17 protein-coding genes and 1 riboswitch are annotated in these 16,633 nt (G+C 64.4%); of the genes, 9 read left to right on the top strand and 8 right to left on the bottom strand.

Annotation, left to right across the window (positions count from 1 at the left end; genetic code table 11):
• The first annotated feature begins 25 nt into the window (after positions 1 to 25).
• Complete coding sequence (locus FZF13_RS12485; RefSeq protein ID WP_024922818.1) at positions 26 to 1,024, top strand: DUF2125 domain-containing protein; 999 nt, start codon at positions 26 to 28, stop codon at positions 1,022 to 1,024.
• Positions 1,025 to 1,137: 113 nt separating this feature from the next.
• Here the strand turns inward: FZF13_RS12485 and FZF13_RS12480 are convergent, their stop codons facing one another.
• Both FZF13_RS12480 and hisC read right to left on the bottom strand, forming a co-directional pair.
• Positions 1,138 to 2,073 carry a prephenate/arogenate dehydrogenase family protein gene (locus FZF13_RS12480; RefSeq protein WP_024922819.1) on the bottom strand — a complete coding sequence of 312 codons (936 nt, stop codon included), beginning with the start codon at positions 2,071 to 2,073 and terminating at the stop codon, positions 1,138 to 1,140.
• Between the two features lie 4 nt (positions 2,074 to 2,077).
• Positions 2,078 to 3,184, bottom strand: a complete 1,107-nt coding sequence (gene hisC / locus FZF13_RS12475) for a histidinol-phosphate transaminase (RefSeq protein WP_024922820.1) — start codon at positions 3,182 to 3,184, stop codon at positions 2,078 to 2,080.
• A gap of 151 nt (positions 3,185 to 3,335) precedes the next feature.
• Positions 3,336 to 3,413: riboswitch (SAM riboswitch) on the top strand.
• A gap of 49 nt (positions 3,414 to 3,462) precedes the next feature.
• Between hisC and metA the strand changes: the two genes are divergently transcribed.
• On the top strand, positions 3,463 to 4,386 hold the full coding sequence (metA, locus tag FZF13_RS12470; RefSeq protein ID WP_024922821.1) for a homoserine O-acetyltransferase MetA: 924 nt from the start codon (positions 3,463 to 3,465) through the stop codon (positions 4,384 to 4,386).
• A 29-nt stretch (positions 4,387 to 4,415) separates the two neighbouring features.
• Here the strand turns inward: metA and FZF13_RS12465 are convergent, their stop codons facing one another.
• Complete coding sequence (locus FZF13_RS12465) at positions 4,416 to 5,273, bottom strand: LysR family transcriptional regulator (protein WP_024922822.1); 858 nt, start codon at positions 5,271 to 5,273, stop codon at positions 4,416 to 4,418.
• A gap of 140 nt (positions 5,274 to 5,413) precedes the next feature.
• Between FZF13_RS12465 and FZF13_RS12460 the strand changes: the two genes are divergently transcribed.
• Positions 5,414 to 6,967: an MFS transporter gene (locus FZF13_RS12460; RefSeq protein WP_024922823.1), complete on the top strand. Its 1,554-nt coding sequence runs from the start codon at positions 5,414 to 5,416 to the stop codon at positions 6,965 to 6,967.
• A gap of 61 nt (positions 6,968 to 7,028) precedes the next feature.
• Here the strand turns inward: FZF13_RS12460 and FZF13_RS12455 are convergent, their stop codons facing one another.
• Positions 7,029 to 8,867, bottom strand: a complete 1,839-nt coding sequence (locus FZF13_RS12455) for an ABC transporter ATP-binding protein/permease (RefSeq protein WP_024922824.1) — start codon at positions 8,865 to 8,867, stop codon at positions 7,029 to 7,031.
• Positions 8,864 to 9,652: a class I SAM-dependent methyltransferase gene (locus FZF13_RS12450; protein WP_024922825.1), complete on the bottom strand. Its 789-nt coding sequence runs from the start codon at positions 9,650 to 9,652 to the stop codon at positions 8,864 to 8,866. Before FZF13_RS12450 ends, FZF13_RS12455 begins: the two co-directional genes overlap by 4 nt.
• A gap of 148 nt (positions 9,653 to 9,800) precedes the next feature.
• Here FZF13_RS12450 and gloB point away from each other — a divergent pair, with 148 nt between their 5' ends.
• Together gloB and FZF13_RS12440 are read left to right on the top strand one after the other, a co-directional pair.
• Positions 9,801 to 10,568: a hydroxyacylglutathione hydrolase gene (gene gloB, locus FZF13_RS12445; protein ID WP_024922826.1), complete on the top strand. Its 768-nt coding sequence runs from the start codon at positions 9,801 to 9,803 to the stop codon at positions 10,566 to 10,568.
• Positions 10,569 to 10,997, top strand: a complete 429-nt coding sequence (locus FZF13_RS12440) for a cupin domain-containing protein (protein WP_024922827.1) — start codon at positions 10,569 to 10,571, stop codon at positions 10,995 to 10,997.
• Here the strand turns inward: FZF13_RS12440 and FZF13_RS12435 are convergent.
• Genes FZF13_RS12435 through FZF13_RS12425 form a run of 3 tightly spaced genes read right to left on the bottom strand, consistent with a single transcriptional unit; the run spans position 10,994 to position 13,363 of the window.
• Complete coding sequence (locus FZF13_RS12435; RefSeq protein WP_024922828.1) at positions 10,994 to 11,668, bottom strand: lysoplasmalogenase; 675 nt, start codon at positions 11,666 to 11,668, stop codon at positions 10,994 to 10,996. The two genes, FZF13_RS12440 and FZF13_RS12435, sit on opposite strands and share 4 nt — an antisense overlap.
• On the bottom strand, positions 11,665 to 12,558 hold the full coding sequence (gene yddG, locus FZF13_RS12430; protein ID WP_024922829.1) for an aromatic amino acid exporter YddG: 894 nt from the start codon (positions 12,556 to 12,558) through the stop codon (positions 11,665 to 11,667). Before yddG ends, FZF13_RS12435 begins: the two co-directional genes overlap by 4 nt.
• 31 nt (positions 12,559 to 12,589) lie before the next feature.
• Positions 12,590 to 13,363, bottom strand: a complete 774-nt coding sequence (locus tag FZF13_RS12425) for a DUF3108 domain-containing protein (protein WP_024922830.1) — start codon at positions 13,361 to 13,363, stop codon at positions 12,590 to 12,592.
• A gap of 230 nt (positions 13,364 to 13,593) precedes the next feature.
• Here FZF13_RS12425 and FZF13_RS12420 point away from each other — a divergent pair, with 230 nt between their 5' ends.
• From FZF13_RS12420 to FZF13_RS12405, 4 genes are all read left to right on the top strand, one after another.
• Positions 13,594 to 14,463: a LysR family transcriptional regulator gene (locus FZF13_RS12420; RefSeq protein WP_024922831.1), complete on the top strand. Its 870-nt coding sequence runs from the start codon at positions 13,594 to 13,596 to the stop codon at positions 14,461 to 14,463.
• Positions 14,464 to 14,554: 91 nt separating this feature from the next.
• Entirely contained in the window at positions 14,555 to 15,448 is an 894-nt protein-coding gene (locus tag FZF13_RS12415; protein WP_024922832.1) for an EamA family transporter, read from the top strand.
• Between the two features lie 139 nt (positions 15,449 to 15,587).
• Complete coding sequence (locus FZF13_RS12410; protein WP_024922833.1) at positions 15,588 to 16,169, top strand: biotin transporter BioY; 582 nt, start codon at positions 15,588 to 15,590, stop codon at positions 16,167 to 16,169.
• A gap of 25 nt (positions 16,170 to 16,194) precedes the next feature.
• Entirely contained in the window at positions 16,195 to 16,626 is a 432-nt protein-coding gene (locus FZF13_RS12405; RefSeq protein WP_024922834.1) for a DUF1284 domain-containing protein, read from the top strand.
• The last annotated feature ends 7 nt before the right edge of the window (positions 16,627 to 16,633 follow it).

Genomic DNA, 16,633 nt, shown 5'->3' with positions numbered 1-16,633 from the left:
TTCATGCGTTATCGAGGGCCACGGCATGACGTCAAGCGACCAGACCAAGCCAAAGCGTCGGCGCTGGCCGATCCGGCTGATCATTTTGTTGCTGGTGCTGTTCGGGCTCTACAGCGCCGGCTGGTTCTGGCTGGCCGCGCGCGTCAAGAGCGAGGCCGGCAACGCGGTTGCCGCGCTCGCCGCCAAGGGCGCCAACGCCGACTGCTCCAACCTGACCGTCAGCGGCTACCCGCTGCGCTTCGTCGTCACCTGCGACGCGCTGGCCTATCAGGATGATTCCAGGAACGTGGCGGCCGCGTCCGGCGGCGTGGTGGCCGCGGCAAGTCTGCTACGGCCACTGGTTCCGAACGCCGAGCTGGACGGTCCGCTACGGACTTCGGTGCCTGGCATGCTACCGCTATGGATCGACTGGGACAGCCTTCAGGCCAGCACCCATCTTTGGTGGCCGCTGCCGAGCAAGGTTTCGCTCGCCGCCGAAGGTTTCAACGGCCAGACGGACCCGGCCGACGAGACCGACCCGGTGCAACTCTTCAGCGTCGGCCAGCTCGCGCTGGATGCCAGCCCCGCCGGTCAGGACATCGTGCTGAACCACGCCTTCACCGACCTTGAGATCGACGCGCATACCATCGGCGGCCGCGTGCTGCCGCCCTTCGACGGCAAGGGCGACATGACTGTGAAGAACGGCGTTGCGCTGATCGCCACGCCGCCGAAGAGCCTGCGCGGCCAGTCGGTCGATATCCGCAATCTCGAACTGTCTTCGGGCGAGGCCCGTATCGCCTTGTCGGGCCCGCTTTCGGTGGATGCCGACGGGCTGATCGACGCCACCCTCAACATCAAGCTGCAGAACCCGAAGGCGGTCGCGGGCATCCTGGCCACCGCCATTCCCGAGCAGGCCAACCAGATCCAGCAGGGCTTCGCCGCTTTGTCGATGCTGGGCAACGAACCGGCCATGCCGCTGAAAGTGGTGAAGGGCCGTGCTTCGCTGGGTTTCATCCCGCTCGGGATGATCAAGCCTGTCGAATAGGTCGTCGGCAGTCGGCAGTCGAAACTGCTCACTCGTAGCTTAGCAATCGCAAGACAGGCTGCCGGATGCGCTGCCACTATTCCGCGACTGCCGACTGCCGACTGCCGCCTTCCTCACTTCTTCTCCGGATGCTCCACCACCTGGCGTCCGAAGTCGGGCACGTCGATGTCCTGGCCGGCCTGGATGATCGAGCGGCGGATGGCGCGGGTGCGCGTGAACAGGTCGAACAGCTTGTCGCCGTCGCCCCAGCGGATCGCCCGCTGCAGCGAGGACAGGTCCTCCGAAAAGCGCGCCAGCATTTCCAGGATCGCGTCCTTGTTGTGCAGGCACACGTCCCGCCACATGGTCGGGTCCGACGCGGCAAGGCGGGTGAAGTCGCGGAAACCGGAAGCCGAATATTTGATGACCTCGGACTTGGTCACATTGGCCAGGTCGTCGGCGGTGCCGACGATGTTGTAGGCGATGATGTGCGGTAGGTGCGAGACGATCGCCAGCGTCATGTCGTGATGCTCGGGCGTCATCGTATCGATGTTCGAGCCGCAGCGGCGCCAGAACGTCGACAATTTCTCCAGCGCCAAGGGGTCCGTGTCCGGCAACGGCGTGAAGATGCACCAGCGGTTGTCGAACAGATCCGGGAAGCCGGCATCCGGGCCGGAATTCTCGGTACCGGCCAGAGGATGGCCGGGAATGAAGTGCACGCCCTCCGGCACGAAGGGCGACATCTGCGCGACCACCGACTGCTTGGTCGAGCCGACATCGGTGAGGATCGCCCCCTTCTTCAGCGCCGGTGCGATCTCTTCGGCGACGGTGCCGGAAGCGCCGACCGGCACCGACACGATGATGAGATCGGCGTCGCGCACGGCCGTCCTGGCGTCGGTGCTGTAGCTGTCGCCGAGCTGAAGGTTCTCGGCCCGCTTCAATGTTTCGGGGCGGCGGGTGGAGATGGCGATGTGGCGGGCAAGGCCCTCGCGGCGGATGACGCGCGCCAGCGAGGAACCGATCAGGCCGATGCCGATCAGTGCGATCTTTTCAAACAGGGGTTCGGACATATCTCTAGCTTTTCAGGAATGCGGCGAGTGCGGCGACCACACCGCGATTGGCTTCTTCGGTTCCGATCGACATCCGCAGCGCGTTGGGAAAACCGTAGCCGGCAACGCGCCGCAGGATATAGCCTCGCTCGCTCAGATAATCGTCCGCCGCCGCCGCCGAATGTTTCGCGTCGTCGGGAAAATGGATCAGGATGAAATTGCCGACGCTCGGCGTCACGCGCAGGCCGAGCCCGGTGAATTCCTCCGAAAGCCAGCGCAGCCACGTTTCGTTGTGCGCGACGCTTTTCTCGATATGGGCTCGGTCGCGGATGGTCGCGATACCTGCCTCTATGGCCACGGCATTGACGTTGAACGGCCCGCGCACGCGGTTGATCGCGTCGACGATCTCCAGCGGCCCGTACATCCAGCCGACGCGCGCGCCACCAAGCCCGATCTTCGAGAAAGTTCTGGTCATCACCACGTTGCGGCTGGACGCCACCAGTTCGATCCCCGCTTCATAGTCGTTGCGGCGGACATATTCGGCATAGGCCGCGTCGAGCACGAGCAGGATGTTCTTCGGCAGCCCCGCATGCAGCCGCCGCACCTCGTCGAACGGCAGATAGGTGCCGGTCGGGTTGTTGGGATTGGCAAGGAAGATGATCTTGGTGCGCGGCGTCACCGCCGCCAGAATGGCGTCGACATCGGCGCGCTCATCGGTTTCCTTGACTACCACGGGGGTAGCGCCGGCCGCCTTGATATAGATCTTGTAGACCATGAAGGCGTGTTCGGTGAAAATCGCCTCGTCGTCCGGCGTTAGGTAGATCTGCGAAAGCAGCCCGAGGATCTCGTCGGAGCCGTTCGAGCAGACGATGTTGGCCGCATTCAATCCATACGTTTCGGCAATGGCCTCGCGCAGCCGCTTGGCCGAGCCGTCGGGATAGATGTCGAGCTTCGCCGCCACCTCACGCGCCGCCTCGATCGCCTTGGGCGACGGTCCGAGCGGGTTTTCGTTGGACGAGAGTTTATGAACCTTGGCAACGCCATGCGCGGTGCTCTTGCCGGGCACATAGGCCTCGATATCCATGATGCCGGCGCGGGGCTGAGGGCGAAGCGGGTCGTTTGCCTTGGTCATATCGAAAATCCGTGAAGTGCGCCTCCGGCCGGAGGCCATGGCGGAAATACCGTCCGCACTGCGGAATGTCGAGGAAAACCGGCAAGCCGGGCGCGCTGGCACGACAGCCGGCGTACGGTTGACGCAATCCGCTACCGGGCGTAAGAGCAGGGCATAGACCCGTGGTGATTTGGCCGGTCGGCTTGCAGCCACGTTAAATAAGTCGCTAAAGGGCCGTTTGCGATCCGTAAACCGGCTTTGCGACAGCAATGCCGGTTTTTGTTTTTGGAGTTCGCACCATGCCGATCAAGATTCCGGATCAGCTTCCCGCCCGTGAAGTACTGGTGAAAGAGGGCGTGTCCATCATGGACGAGCAGACCGCTCTCCGTCAGGACATCCGTCCCTTGCAGATCGGCCTGCTCAACCTCATGCCCAACAAGGTGCGGACGGAGACCCAGTTCGCCCGCCTGATCGGCGCAAGCCCGCTGCAGGTGGAGCTGGCCCTGGTGCGCATCGGCAACCACAAGGCCAAGAACACCTCGGAAGACCACCTCATCACCTTCTACCAGACCTGGGAAGAGGTAAAGGATCGCAAGTTCGACGGCTTCATCATCACCGGTGCGCCCATCGAGCTGTTGCCCTTTGAGGACGTCACCTACTGGGACGAACTCAAGCGCATCCTCGACTGGACAACGACGAACGTCCATTCGTCGTTCTTCATCTGCTGGGGAGCGATGGCCGCCGCGTGGCATTTCCATGGCGTTCCAAAATACACACTGGAGGAGAAGGCGTTCGGCGTCTTCCGCCATCGCAACAACGCTCCCGCCTCGCCCTATCTCGCCGGTTTCTCGGACGATTTCGCCATCCCCGTGTCGCGCTGGACAGAGGTTCGCGCCACCGACATCCCCAAGGGCTCGGGCCTCGAATTGCTGATGGATTCGGAGGAGACCGGCCCAAGCCTGCTCGCCGAGCAAGCCAGCAACCGGCTCTACATGTTCAACCACATCGAATATGATTCGACCTCGCTCAAGGAAGAATACGACCGCGACGTGGCCGCCGGCACACCCATCGCGGTGCCGCACGAATATTACCCCGATGACGATCCAAAACGTCCGCCGCTCAACCGCTGGCGCTCGCATGCTCATCTGTTGTTCGGCAATTGGATCAACCGGGTCTACCAGACCACCGCTTACGACCTGGAAAACATCGGCAAGGATCGTTAGCCGATCGGCAAAAAGGCTGCGGCAGCCCTCTACGCTGCCGTGGCGCGATGCTCGCGGAAGGCGCAGGCGAGGATGCGCAGCGCCTCGCGCGAACGCCTGTCGGTCAGCGTCGAATGCAGCACGATTTCCGACGACGGCACCTCGGGCAGGCCGAACTTGCGGCTGATCTCGACGGTGCCGGGCGGTGCCAGCCGGCTGGAAAAAACGGCCGTGGCGAGCCCGGCCGAAACAGCAGCCGTGACAACGGACGAGCCACCGCCAAGAAACACTTCGACCCAGGGAATGCCGGCATCGTTGAGCGTGCGCGTCGCGAGATCACGGACACCGCAGGCCGGCGCCAATGCCGCCAGCCTAATCGGCTCACCCTGGCGATGGTGGAAGTCGGGCGTGGCGAACCAACCGAAATGCTCGGGGCCGAGAACCTCGCCGTCACGGCGGTCGTCCTCGCGCCTGACGATGGCCGCATCCAGCTTGCCGCGATCGAAGGCGTCGAGCAGCACGCTCGAATTGTCGACCTGCACCTCGATCGTCAGCGCCGGGTCGTGCTTGTTGAGCCGCGCCAGCAGCGTCGTCACCTCCGGCCCGGCGACATGCCCGGCAATGCCGAGCGCAAAGCGCCGGATGCCGCAAGACAGGCCGGCAACCGCATTGTCATGCGCGGTCAGGAAGGCCCGTGCCGAATCGATGAACAGCGCACCGTCGGCCGACAGCCTGACCCGGCGCGGCGTGCGTTCGATCAGTTTGCGGCCGATGCGCTCCTCCAGCCGCTTCAGCTTGACGCTGACCGCGGCCTGGGTTGAACCGAGGGCATCGGCGGCACGCGTAAAACTCTGCAGTTCCGCCACCATGACGAAGTTGCGCACGGCCTCTGCGTCCAGCCACAGCATCTCATTCATCCAATTTTGTTATCACTGAAATATGGTTGCATATCATTTATGCATGATCAAGCTTCGCCTATCTGGGATGTTTCCAAATAACCAGCGGCGCCGGACCTTCTGTCCCCGCCGCCGCCAGCCGGAGACAAGGGATGAAGCTGACGAGTAGAGACAATCTGGCGCTGGTCGCGATCTGTCTGTCCGCGCTGATGTTCGGCCTCGAAATATCGAGCGTGCCGGTGATCCTGCCGACGCTCGAACATGTGCTGCAGGCCAATTTCAAGGACATGCAGTGGATCATGAACGCCTACACCATCGCCTGCACGACAGTGCTGATGGCAACGGGAACACTGGCCGATCGCTTCGGCCGCCGGCTGGTTTTCGCCGTGACGGTCGCCGCCTTTGGCGTGACGTCGCTGATGTGCGGCCTCGCCCCCAACACGACGGTGCTGATCGTAAGCCGCTTCCTGCAGGGCATGGCCGGCGGCGCGATGTTCATCTGCTCCATCGCCATCCTTTCGAACCAGTTCCAGGACGCGAAGGCACGCGGCAGCGCCTTCGCCGTCTGGGGTGTCATCTCCGGCATCGGCCTCGGCTTCGGGCCAATCATCGGCGGCATGATCGTTGCCCTGTCGACCTGGCAGTGGGTGTTCCTCGTGCACGCGCCGCTGGCTTTGCTGTGCCTGGCGCTCACCTTCGCCAGCGTCAAAGAATCGCGCGATCCGCAGGCCAAGAGACTGGATCTGCTCGGCATCGCCCTGCTGAGCGCCGCGGTCTTCGGCCTGACCTACTACATCACCCAGGGCGCCGATCTCGGCTTCGTCAGCCCGACGGCCCTCGGCATAGCCGCCGCGACGCTCGTCGGCCTCGTCGCCTTCATTGCGGTCGAGCGGCTGCATCCCTACCCGATGTTCGACTTCTCGGTCTTCCGCATCCGTGATTTCTCGGGCGCCATCGTCGGCTGCATCGGCATGAACTTCAGCTATTGGCCGTTCATGGTCTACCTGCCGATCTATTTCACCGCCAGCCTCGGTTACAACAGCACCGAAACCGGGCTCGCCGTGCTCGCCTATACGGTGCCGTTCCTGGTGATGTCACCGGTGGCTCAGTACCTGCTTTTGCGCACCAGCGCCCGCATCGTCATCCCGCTCGGCCTGTTCACCATAGGTCTCGGCTTCATCGCCATGTGGCTGGGCAGCAGCATCGAAGGGGCAAGCGGCTTTACCGTACTGCCCGGCGCGCTGATCGCCGGCATTGGCCTTGGCCTGACGACGACGCCGGCCACCAACATGACGACCGGCTCGGTGCCGGCCAGCCGTGCCGGCATGGCCTCGGGCATCGACGCCAGCGCCAGGCTGATCGCGCTCGCCGTCAACATCGCCGTGATGGGTTTTGTCCTTGTCGAAGGCATTCTGCACGGGTTGGAGAAGGCCCTGCCCGGCTCGCCCGACGGTGCCGACCTGCGCGCCGTGGCCGAGAAGATTGCCGCAGGCAACACGGCAAACCTGCAGGACGCGGCGCAACCCAGCCTGACCATTCCCGCAACCGCCGTCCACTCGGCGCTGGTCGAAGGCTTTGGCTGGGTGATGGCCTATGGCGGGCTCGGCGTCTGGGTTCTGGCCGCGCTCTCCTTCGCGATCTTCGGTTCGGGCAAGGCCGGCACCGCGCCGGCATCCGAAGCGCGCGCGGAAACCCCGGTTCTCTGACGTCGACGGGGATTCGCCCAAAGATACGGCCCACCTGATCGACGGGCCGTATCCGCTTTCTCTAAAGCACCTGTTCGACCTTGGTGTTCGCACCGTTACGCTTCGTGCCATTGCCGTTGCGCTTGCGTGGCACTGGCGGCGGTTCCAGCGCGCCGGCCCATACCCGCGGCGGTTTCAATGCCGGCACGTCCGAGCATTTGATGATGTCGAGCGCGCGCGGGAAGAAATTATAGTTGTGCTGCCCACGCCCGATATTGACGACAGCCGCCTCCGGCAGGTGCTTGTCCAGCATGGCAAAGATGCGCTTGGCTGTCGTGGCGCTGAATGTATCCATCGCCTCGTCGATGATCACCCAGTCCGGTTTCTGCAGAGCCAGCCTGGCGAACGCCACCAGCCGCTGCTCCTCCTCGGAGAGCTCCCGGTCCCACCGCGCGTTGCGGTCGAGCGAAGCAGCGAGACGGTTGAGCCCAGCCTCGGTCAGCACTGCCGCGAGCTTCGCGTCATCGATGCCGGTCATGCCATCGATCAGCACTTCGCGCAGCGTGCCCGGCGCGAAATAGGGCGTGCGCGGCACGAAGGCGAGTTCGGCGGCGGGCATGCCGATGCGGCCCGAGCCCCAGGGCCACAGGCCGGCCACGGCGCGGAAGAACAGCGTCTTGCCGGCGCTTGGATCGCCTGTGATCAGCACATGCTCGCCGGGCTTGATCGTCACCGTCTTTTCCACAAGCCTGGAACAGCCCGTTGTCGCACCGACAATCAGGTCGTCGAAAACCATGGTCCCGTTCTTGGTCTGGAAGACCTCGATATGCTGCTCGGTGTCGTGCAGCTTGTCGGTCTCCTGCAGCGCCATGCGGAAATCGGCCACGCGCATCAGCGTGGCGCGCCAGTCGGCGATGGCGCCGATATTGTTGATGAACCAGCGCAGCGAGGAGTGCACCTGGTTGAAGGCGCCCACCGCCATCATCAATCCGCCAAAGGTGATGTCGCCGGCGAAATAGACCGGCGCGGCGACCAGGATCGGCGCCACGACGGTGATCCAGCCATAGGTGTCGGTGACCCAGCCGAGATTGATCTGGGCACGGAAGATACGCAGGATCGAGCCGATCAGCGCCGAAAGATCGGCCGTCAGCCGCCGCTTCTCGCTCGCTTCGCCGTGCGACAGGGCGATCGCGTCGATATTCTCGTTCACCCGCACCATGGAAAAGCGCAGGTCCGCCTCGCGCGCGTAGCGGTCGCTGTTCAGCCCGATCAGCGGCCGCCCGACCAGCCAGCTCAGCCAGGAAGCGATGCCGGCATAAAGAAACGCCGCCCACACCATGTAGCCCGGAATGGCGATGGCATGACTGCCGATGTGGAACACGAAACCCGCCGAAAGCGCCCACAACACGCCAACGAACGAGACGAGCAGGATGAAGGATTGCACCAGGCCGACGCCGAGATCCGTCGAGAGATCCGACAGATGGCCGGCATCCTGCTGCATGCGCTGGTCCGGGTTGACGCCGATGGCGCCCGCATTGGCGAGGCGGAAACCCCGGTTCGGCTTCAGCCATTCCTCGATCAGGTCGATCGTCAGCGCTTCGCGCAGCTTCAGCCTGAAGCGCTGGTTCAGCCATTGCTGGCCGATGTTGAGCACCAGCAGCCCGCCGGCGATCATCGCGAAGACGACCAGCTGATCGAGAAACACCGCGAGATCGCGCCGCTGCAGCGAATCGTAGAATGGCTGGTTCCAGCGGTTGAGCAGGATCTGGCCATAGGCGGTGGCGACGATGACGGCGAGCAGGACCCAGCTGAAGCCGAGCAATGCCTTGCGCGACGGCGACCCGACCAGGCCCTGGCGCACGGTCATCAGCTGGTCGCGCAGACTGCTCGTCTCGACCTGGGGGGCACCGGTATCGCTCATCGCGATTGCACTCCCGTCGTGTCGAGCCGATCGAGAGGCTCGCCTTGCCTGCCGAGGCTGGTGGCCGCGCCCTGCGGCGACAGCACCGGCACGAAGACACGCCGCGAGGCCCGCTTTGCCACCGGCACGCCCTGGTAGAGCCGCTTTTGCGCCGACACCGCGATGACGCCCGAGAAAATCGGCCACATGGCGCGGCCGGCGCTTTCGAACAGGCTGTGGAATCGCATCATGAAACGACGCTGCGACGGCGGAAAATAGAGCGCGTCCGACCACGCCGCCGGGGTGAAGTTCGCCTCGCGCAGCAATTCGGCGATCTGCCCGCGTGAATAGGGCCGCCCGGTGCCGAACGGCGTATGTTCGAAACGGGCCCATACGCCGCGCCGGTTGGGCACCACGATCACGACATGGCCGGCCGGCGCCAGCACGCGCCAAATCTCGTTCAGCGTTTCGCGCGGGCTCTCGACATGCTCCAGCGAATGGACAAGCAGCATGCGGTCGATGGAGGAATCGACCAAAGGCAGTTCCTCGTCGAACACCAGTGCCGTCGCGGCCGGACCGGTCGCCGGCCACACCACCGCGCCTTGCGTCGCCGGCATGAAGGCGAAGGTGCGTTCGGCATCGGCTCCGAAACGTTCCAGCCACGGCAGCGCGTAACCCAGCCCGACCAGACGCTCGTTGGGCACGCTGGCCCAGACAGCCGACAGCGCCATGGTGATCGAACGCTCGGTCAGCTGTCCGAGCGGCGAGGCATAGAAGGAGCGCAGATCGACAATATCTGAATGCATTGGCTGGACCGTATCTGCGATGGTGCTGGAGTCAACAAAGCGCGGCCTGTCGACCGTGTCCTGGGACAAGTAGGATCGCGCCGGCATCTTTAAAGGGTGACAGGAGGCATCGGGCCTCTTATGTCTGCGGCAATCAAGGAGACCGGCCATGGCGATCGAGATCGAGCAGTTCATGTGTCGCCAGGACAATTTCGGCGTGCTCATTCGCGAGCCGGCGAGCGGCGCGGTCGCGCTGATCGACGCGCCGGAGGAGGCCGCCATCCTTGCCGCGGTGAAACACACCGGCTGGACGCCGTCGCTGATCCTCACCACTCACCACCATACCGATCATGTCGAGGCCAATCTCGCGCTCAAACAGCGCTTCGGTCTGGAGATCGTCGGCCCGGCGGCGGAGAAGGCCAAGATCCCGGGCATCGACCGCACCGTGAAGGGCGGCGACAGCTTGAAATTCGGTACCGAGACCGTGGAAGTGATCGCCACGCCCGGCCATACCGCCGGCCATGTCTCCTACCATTTCCCGCAGTCGAAGGTCGTCTTCACCGCCGACACTTTGTTCGCGCTTGGCTGTGGCCGGCTGTTCGAGGCGCCGGCGGCGGTGATGTACGATTCGCTGAAGAAACTGGCCGCCCTGCCGGCCGACACTGCGGTCTATTGCGGCCACGAATACACGCTGTCCAATGCGCGTTTCGCATTGACGGTCGATCCGACCAATTCCGCCCTGAAGGAACGTGCCGCGAAAATCGAAAAACTGCGCGCCGCCGACAAGCCGACGCTTCCCACCACCATCGGCGAGGAACTGTCGACCAATCCATTCCTGCGCTGGCACGATCCGGCGATCCGCCGGCATCTCGGCATGGAGAAGGCGAGCGACGCCGAGGTCTTCGCCGAGATCCGCAAGCGCAAGGACATTTTCTGAATGATGACGCCGGCCGGGATCGTCGCCACGCTCGACATGAAGCCGCATCCGGAAGGCGGTTGGTATGTCGAGACCTTCCGCGATGCGCCGCAAGGCGGGCGCGGTCATTCGACCGCCATCTACTTCCTGCTCGAACGCGGTCAGGTCTCGGCATGGCATCGGGTGAAGGACGCTTCGGAAATCTGGCACCATCACGCCGGTGCGCCGATAGAGCTTTCGATGCACCGGGAAGGCGGTGACGTCAGCCAGCATGTGCTAGGCATCGATCTTGCCGCTGGCGAACGCCCGCAGATCGTCGTGCCGGCGGGATGGTGGCAGACCGCCCGAAGCCTCGGCGACTGGACCCTCGTCGGCTGCACGGTGGCGCCGGGATTCGACTTCTCAGTGTTCGAACTGGCGGAACCTGGCTGGCAGCCGAAGGTTTCCTAAACCGGGCGCAGGAAGCCCATCGCGATGGCCATCTGCGCCACGTAATAGAGCACCCACACCGCATAGCGCATCCAGACGCGATGCCCTTCCACGGTGTCGGCCAAGAATTTCTCGGTCGCCAGCAACGCGTCCGAAGCCATGAACATCACCGCCCCGGCAATGACCAACGCGTTGCCGGTGGTCAGCGCGGTCACGCCCATGGCGAAAATGGCGGCAACGTAGACGGCGACCGGCGCTTTCAGGTCGGATCCGATGCGCGGCCACAGAAGCCGCAACATGCCGGCCGCGAACACCGCCATGACAAGCGCGGCAACAACGCGCCAGGATGCGGCGCCGAGCGCCGCAAGGCCACTGCCCATCGCCACGAACAGCACGACATAGGCCAGATGCGCGGCGAGGAAGCTGCCCAGCCCGCCGAGGAAAGCGACTTCGCCGTCGCGCGACAGGAACGCGTCGCCCAGTGCGCTGAGTACGAGTGCGGCGACCAGCAACAGCGGCCCGCCGAGAAGAAAGGCGAGCGCGGCTAGAAGTGCGACCGCAAGCGTCTTGGCAGCCGAACGCAACAGCGACGGCGGCTGACTGATCGCGAAACCGTAGACGACCGCCGCCACGACGGAAAAGATCAGCGTGCCGTTCGGCGTCGCCTCGATGCCACCTGGAAACGGCATCATGCGCCCGCTCCATTCTCGACCGTCGCGCGCTTGCCGAACAAAAGCGATTTCGCCGCCAGAACGGCGCCGCCGGTGATCAGCACGCAGGCGGCGAGGATGCGCAAGCTGGGCTCCGCGAAACCAGCCGCGATCAGCACCAGCGTGGAAAGAAGCGGCGCGGCATAGCTGGCGGCGCCCAGCACCTGGATGTTGCCGCGCTTGACGCCGATGTCCCAGGCATAGAAGGCCGCGCCGACCGGCATCAGGCCGAGAGCCAGCACCGCCAGCCACTGGCCTGAATTCTGCGGCCACACAGTCTGCTCAAGCAGCAGGTGGCAGACCAGCGAAAGCACCGAGGTCGCCAGGCAGAACCATGTGACGATCGTCGTCGGCACCGACGGGAAGCGCCGCGACAGCAGCGAATAGGACGACCACACGACCGCGCAGACCGCCGCCATGGCATAGCCGAAGCCGTAGCGGGCGTCGAACGCCAGCCCGCCACCCTTGGTGACGATCAGGAACGTGCCGGCGAGGCCGAGCAGAGCGCCGGCGACATGGTTCCAGGCCAGCTTCTCGCCCGGCATCAGGGCCGAGCCCAACACGATCAGCAGCGGCCACAGATAGGCGATGAGGCTGGCCTCCACCGCAGGCGCGTTGCGCAGCGCGGTGAAGTAGAAAAAGTGATAGCCGAACAGGCCGGCAATGCCGATCACCCACACGATGGCCGGGACCGGTTCCTGCTTGGCGGCGGCGGGCATGAACAGCCGCGCCACCAGGCCGACACAGGTGCCGATGGCGAAGGTGATGGCCGAAAGCTGGAACGGCGGCATCGTGCCGGAAGCGTCGGTGAGCAGCGCCAGAAGCGCCCACATCGCCACGGCGCAAAAGCCTATCAGTGTCGCGCGCCCCATGTCCCCCTCCCGGTGGCGCGTCTTTGCGCGCCTAGTTTTTTGCCTCGAACCGCCGTGCCTTGACTGTGATCGTGCCGATCTCGGTGCCTACGGTTGCATAGATCGGCGCATATATCCCGGTTTGGCCGAGCGGCGCAAACGTCACCATGATCTTGGAGCGGTCACGCAGGAATTTGAGCGCCTTGCGCCGCTGGGCGTAGCCCGAAACCGGCTGCAGGTTCATGCGGCAGGTCACCGTCGGCCCCTGATACCCCTTCACCGCCATCTTGCCCTTGCTGACCGGCGTCAGCACCAGATTGGCGCGCATCTCACCGTCATACATCTTCACCGTCCGGCCGCAGACGCTGTCGAGGCTGCCGGCGCGGATGACGGTGGCGGCGATCGGATCGGCAACCCCCTTCAAGTCGCCGGCGTCGAGCGGCAGCCAGTCGTCGCCGCGCGGTTTTGGCGGCGGCAGCACCTGGGTGTAAGACACCTTGCCGCCGGTAAAGCGGATGTCGACCATCGACACCTTCTTGCCCGACGTGTAGTCGGCGCGGAAGCCCTGCGACTGCACGCCCTCGCGCGAAAAGCGCCCGCTTGCCGTCAGCGTGCCCGACGTATCGTCGAAGATACGCGCCAGCCCGGCGGCGGAGGCGCTGCCGTCGATCGTGTATTTATCGCCTTCGTAGTGGCTGTCGAAACTCGATCGGGCCACCGTGATGCCAAAGAAAGAGACCGTGTATTCGCCATGGAAGGAATCGGCGGCCGCGGCCGGCGCGGCCAGCGCAAACAGCATGGGCAGGGTAACGACAAGACGCGGCATCAAGACTGCGATCCTTTTGACGGTCGGCAACAATCGAAAGCTAATCCAGCATGTCCCCAGGCGTCTCTCAACAGGTCGATTCCGGCATTTGTGTGAGGATGACGGCAATCCCCGCCGCGACCTTCCATCGAAGGCGACACCCACGGTTCGACCACACCCGTTCTGGAGAGTTGCCTCGCTCCGCACCAGCGCCTAGCCTTATACCGGTTGCCACGAAATAAGGCCTGCTGATGGAAGCAGATCTCGATATCCGCCTGCTGCGTGCCTTCGTTGCCGTTGCCGAAGCAGGCACGGTCAGCAAGGCAGCCTTGCGTCTCTCCCGCACCCAGGCCGCGGTCTCCATGCAGCTTCAGCGCCTGGAAGCCGAGTTCGGCAGCCAGCTTTTGCTGCGTTCCTCGCGCGGCATGATCCTCACCGAGGCCGGCGAAATCGTTCTCGCTTATGCCCGCAAGACCATCGCCCTTGGCGAAGATGTCCGCCGCCAGATCGCCGGGCGCATGCTGATCGGACGGGTAAGGCTCGGCATCATCGAGGATCTCGCGATGACGAGGCTTCCTTCCATCATCGCCGATTTTCGTCGCCGGCATCCTTCGGTCGAGATCGCCCTGACATCGGCGAGCGGCGCGGATCTCGCCAAGGCGATCGACGAGGGCCGCAGCGACATCGTGATCGCCGATCCGGTCCGTTTCGCCTCGGCGCCATCCGGCTATATGTCGCGACCTCTGGTCTGGGGTGCGAGCCGCATCATCGAGATCGACGCTGAAGCGGAGCTTCCGCTCGTCCTCTTCGAAAGCGCCTGCTCCTGGCAGGACCGGATGCTGGCATCGCTCGCGGAGGCCGGGCTGCCCTGGCGTGTCGGCTGCCGCGTCTCGACATTCGCGGCCCTGGTGTCGGGATTGAGGGCGGGCTTCGGCATCGGCCTTATGCTTCCCGAAAGCCTGCCGCCGGATTGCGAGAATGTGCAAGGTCGCCTGCGCTTGCCGCCCGCCCCGATCGCCGAGTTCGGCATCTTTGTTGGCGCGAACTCGCCCCCGCTGGTCAACGAGCTGGCATCGTTTCTGCGCGAGGGGTTCGCCGATCGCTCGATCGACAAAACATAAAAATTCCTGATACGAGCATCAGAATTATCACCATTCCTGAATTTGCCAATTCATCTATTGCTGGCCCTGACAGGTAAGGGAACGTTTTGTCATGGCCGAAGCTGAAACCGCCGATCCGCAATGGAATGCGCCTGTCAGGCAACATTCTCGCGGGGGCTTCTATCTCGCAATCGCCTTCTGCCTGCTTTCAATGTCCAGCGTGCAATTCGGCGCGGCATTCTCCCGACCAGCCATGCAGGAACTGGGACCGTTCGGCACGACCTGGCTGCGGCTTTGCTGGGCGGCAATCGTGCTGATGATAGTCGTGCGCCCGCCGCTGCTCAGTTTTTCAAGGCGGCAATGGGCGACGGCCGCGGCGCTGGGTGCGGTCATGGCGATGATGACGCTCTGCTTCTTCGCCGCGATCGAACGCATTCCGCTCGGGCTCGCCGTGGCGATCGAGTTTCTGGGACCTCTGACCGTCGCCACGATCTTCGGCGGGCGAGGCTGGCGTCTCTTATGCCCGGTCATCGCGGCGCTCGGTGTCCTTTGTATTTCCTGGGACGGCAGCGCATGGGTGGCCGACACGATCGGCGTGCTGTTCGCGCTCGGCGCGGCGGTTGGCTGGGGCGGCTATATCGTGCTGACGAAATATGCCGGCCAGCAGTTCGAAGGTCTGGAAGGCCTGTGCCTTTCCTTGCTGTTTGCCGCCCTTGTCGCAACGCCCTTCGGCTTTCACCAGGCACAGCTGGGACTTTCCCCGGAAGCACTCGTGACGACAGGGCTGCTCGCGGTGCTTGTTCCCTTGTTTCCCTACGCGCTCGAGCTCATGGCGCTTCGCCGCATGAACGCGTCGGCGTTCGGGCTGCTGATGAGCCTGGAGCCGGCAATCGGCGCCAGCGCCGGCTTCATCGTCCTCGGTCAGGCAATGGCGGCCCTGCAACTCATCGGCGTGGCGCTCGTCGTTGCAACCAGCGCGGTCGGAACGGCATCGAGCCAAAGCTAGCCTTGTTCGTGCTCACGGGTCGGACATGGCAATCCGCTTGTCGCGTTCTTTAGTTGCGTTGCACCATGCAGCTGTGAAATATGCGCGACAAGCCGGCAACAAACGTCGGCGCGAACCATAATTGACCCGGAGAGGCCCGATGAACGCTCCCGCCATGACTTCCACCACTTTTGTCCCGTTGCGCCTTGCCGGCCGCCCGCTGGCGGTCAAAGTCGCCGCGGTCTTCCTGGGCTCGTTGTTCCTCGCCGCCTCGTCCTGGATCGAGGTGCCGATGTTCCCGGTGCCGATGACCATGCAGACCTTCGCCGTCACGCTGGTCGGCGCACTCTATGGCTGGCGCCTCGGCCTTGCCACGGTTCTCGCTTGGCTGGGTGAAGCTGCGCTCGGCGCTCCGGTCCTCGCAGGCGGCGCCGGTGGCCTCGCCCACTTCGCCGGCCCGACCGCCGGTTATCTCGCCGCCTTCCCGATCGCCGCCGCTCTTGTCGGCTGGCTGGCCGAGCGCGGCTGGACCGCCGAGGGCCGCCTGGTCCGCAACGTCGTCGCCATGCTGGCCGGCAACGCTTTCATCCTGGTGTTCGGCACCATCGTGCTTGCCGGCATGATTGGCGCGGAAAAGGCCTACACTTTCGGCTTCGCCCCCTTCGTGCTCGGCGGCATCCTGAAGGCCGTGCTGGCTACCGCCACCATCGAAGCGGTGCGTCGCGCCAAGATCTCGCTCTGAGATCATCCGACTTCGCGGGGCTGACGTGACCGTCCGCATCCGCGCCCATCACCTGCTGTGCATGCTGACCTATGTCGGCAAGGGCTACAGCGAGGCCTTCACGCAAGGCTATGACCGGGTGGTGGAACGTTTGAGCGGCGGCGAGGACATGCTCCTCGTCGCCGGTCCAGACGACATCTGCCAGCCAAGGCTCACCGAAACCGATCACCACTGTTTCCAGGACAGCGTGTCCGAGCGCGACCGATTGGCGGCCGATGCGGTCGAGACCCTGATCGGCCGTCCGGTCCGCGAAGGCGAGCGATTTTCCCTGGACGGTCCGACAATCGAGCGCATGCGCCAGGCTTTCCGCGCCGGCACCACGCGGCAGGCCTGCCAGGGCTGCGAATGGTTCGACCTGTGCAGCACGATCGCCGCTTCCGGTTTCCAGGACGTGCGTCTTAACCGCTCTTCCTCCTAGCCATCGA

Source organism: Mesorhizobium terrae (assembly GCF_008727715.1).
GTDB lineage: Bacteria > Pseudomonadota > Alphaproteobacteria > Rhizobiales > Rhizobiaceae > Mesorhizobium > Mesorhizobium terrae.
Note: the sequence above shows the minus strand (reverse complement) of the source record. Positions and strands in the feature narration are given on the sequence as shown.

Excerpts from the sequence above, each read along its gene's own strand:
- FZF13_RS12485 (WP_024922818.1), top strand. The coding sequence starts at position 26 with ATGACGTCAAGCGACCAGACCAAGCCAAAGCGTCGGCGCTGGCCGATC.
- FZF13_RS12450 (WP_024922825.1), bottom strand. The coding sequence starts at position 9,652 with ATGCATTCAGATATTGTCGATCTGCGCTCCTTCTATGCCTCGCCGCTC.
- yddG (WP_024922829.1), bottom strand. The coding sequence starts at position 12,558 with ATGGGGCGCGCGACACTGATAGGCTTTTGCGCCGTGGCGATGTGGGCG.
- FZF13_RS12440 (WP_024922827.1), top strand. The coding sequence starts at position 10,569 with ATGATGACGCCGGCCGGGATCGTCGCCACGCTCGACATGAAGCCGCAT.
- FZF13_RS12480 (WP_024922819.1), bottom strand. The coding sequence starts at position 2,073 with ATGTCCGAACCCCTGTTTGAAAAGATCGCACTGATCGGCATCGGCCTG.
- metA (WP_024922821.1), top strand. The coding sequence starts at position 3,463 with ATGCCGATCAAGATTCCGGATCAGCTTCCCGCCCGTGAAGTACTGGTG.
- FZF13_RS12435 (WP_024922828.1), bottom strand. The coding sequence starts at position 11,668 with ATGATGCCGTTTCCAGGTGGCATCGAGGCGACGCCGAACGGCACGCTG.
- FZF13_RS12425 (WP_024922830.1), bottom strand. The coding sequence starts at position 13,363 with ATGCCGCGTCTTGTCGTTACCCTGCCCATGCTGTTTGCGCTGGCCGCG.
- hisC (WP_024922820.1), bottom strand. The coding sequence starts at position 3,184 with ATGACCAAGGCAAACGACCCGCTTCGCCCTCAGCCCCGCGCCGGCATC.
- FZF13_RS12410 (WP_024922833.1), top strand. The coding sequence starts at position 15,588 with ATGAACGCTCCCGCCATGACTTCCACCACTTTTGTCCCGTTGCGCCTT.
- FZF13_RS12465 (WP_024922822.1), bottom strand. The coding sequence starts at position 5,273 with ATGCTGTGGCTGGACGCAGAGGCCGTGCGCAACTTCGTCATGGTGGCG.
- FZF13_RS12420 (WP_024922831.1), top strand. The coding sequence starts at position 13,594 with ATGGAAGCAGATCTCGATATCCGCCTGCTGCGTGCCTTCGTTGCCGTT.
- gloB (WP_024922826.1), top strand. The coding sequence starts at position 9,801 with ATGGCGATCGAGATCGAGCAGTTCATGTGTCGCCAGGACAATTTCGGC.
- FZF13_RS12415 (WP_024922832.1), top strand. The coding sequence starts at position 14,555 with ATGGCCGAAGCTGAAACCGCCGATCCGCAATGGAATGCGCCTGTCAGG.
- FZF13_RS12455 (WP_024922824.1), bottom strand. The coding sequence starts at position 8,867 with ATGAGCGATACCGGTGCCCCCCAGGTCGAGACGAGCAGTCTGCGCGAC.
- FZF13_RS12460 (WP_024922823.1), top strand. The coding sequence starts at position 5,414 with ATGAAGCTGACGAGTAGAGACAATCTGGCGCTGGTCGCGATCTGTCTG.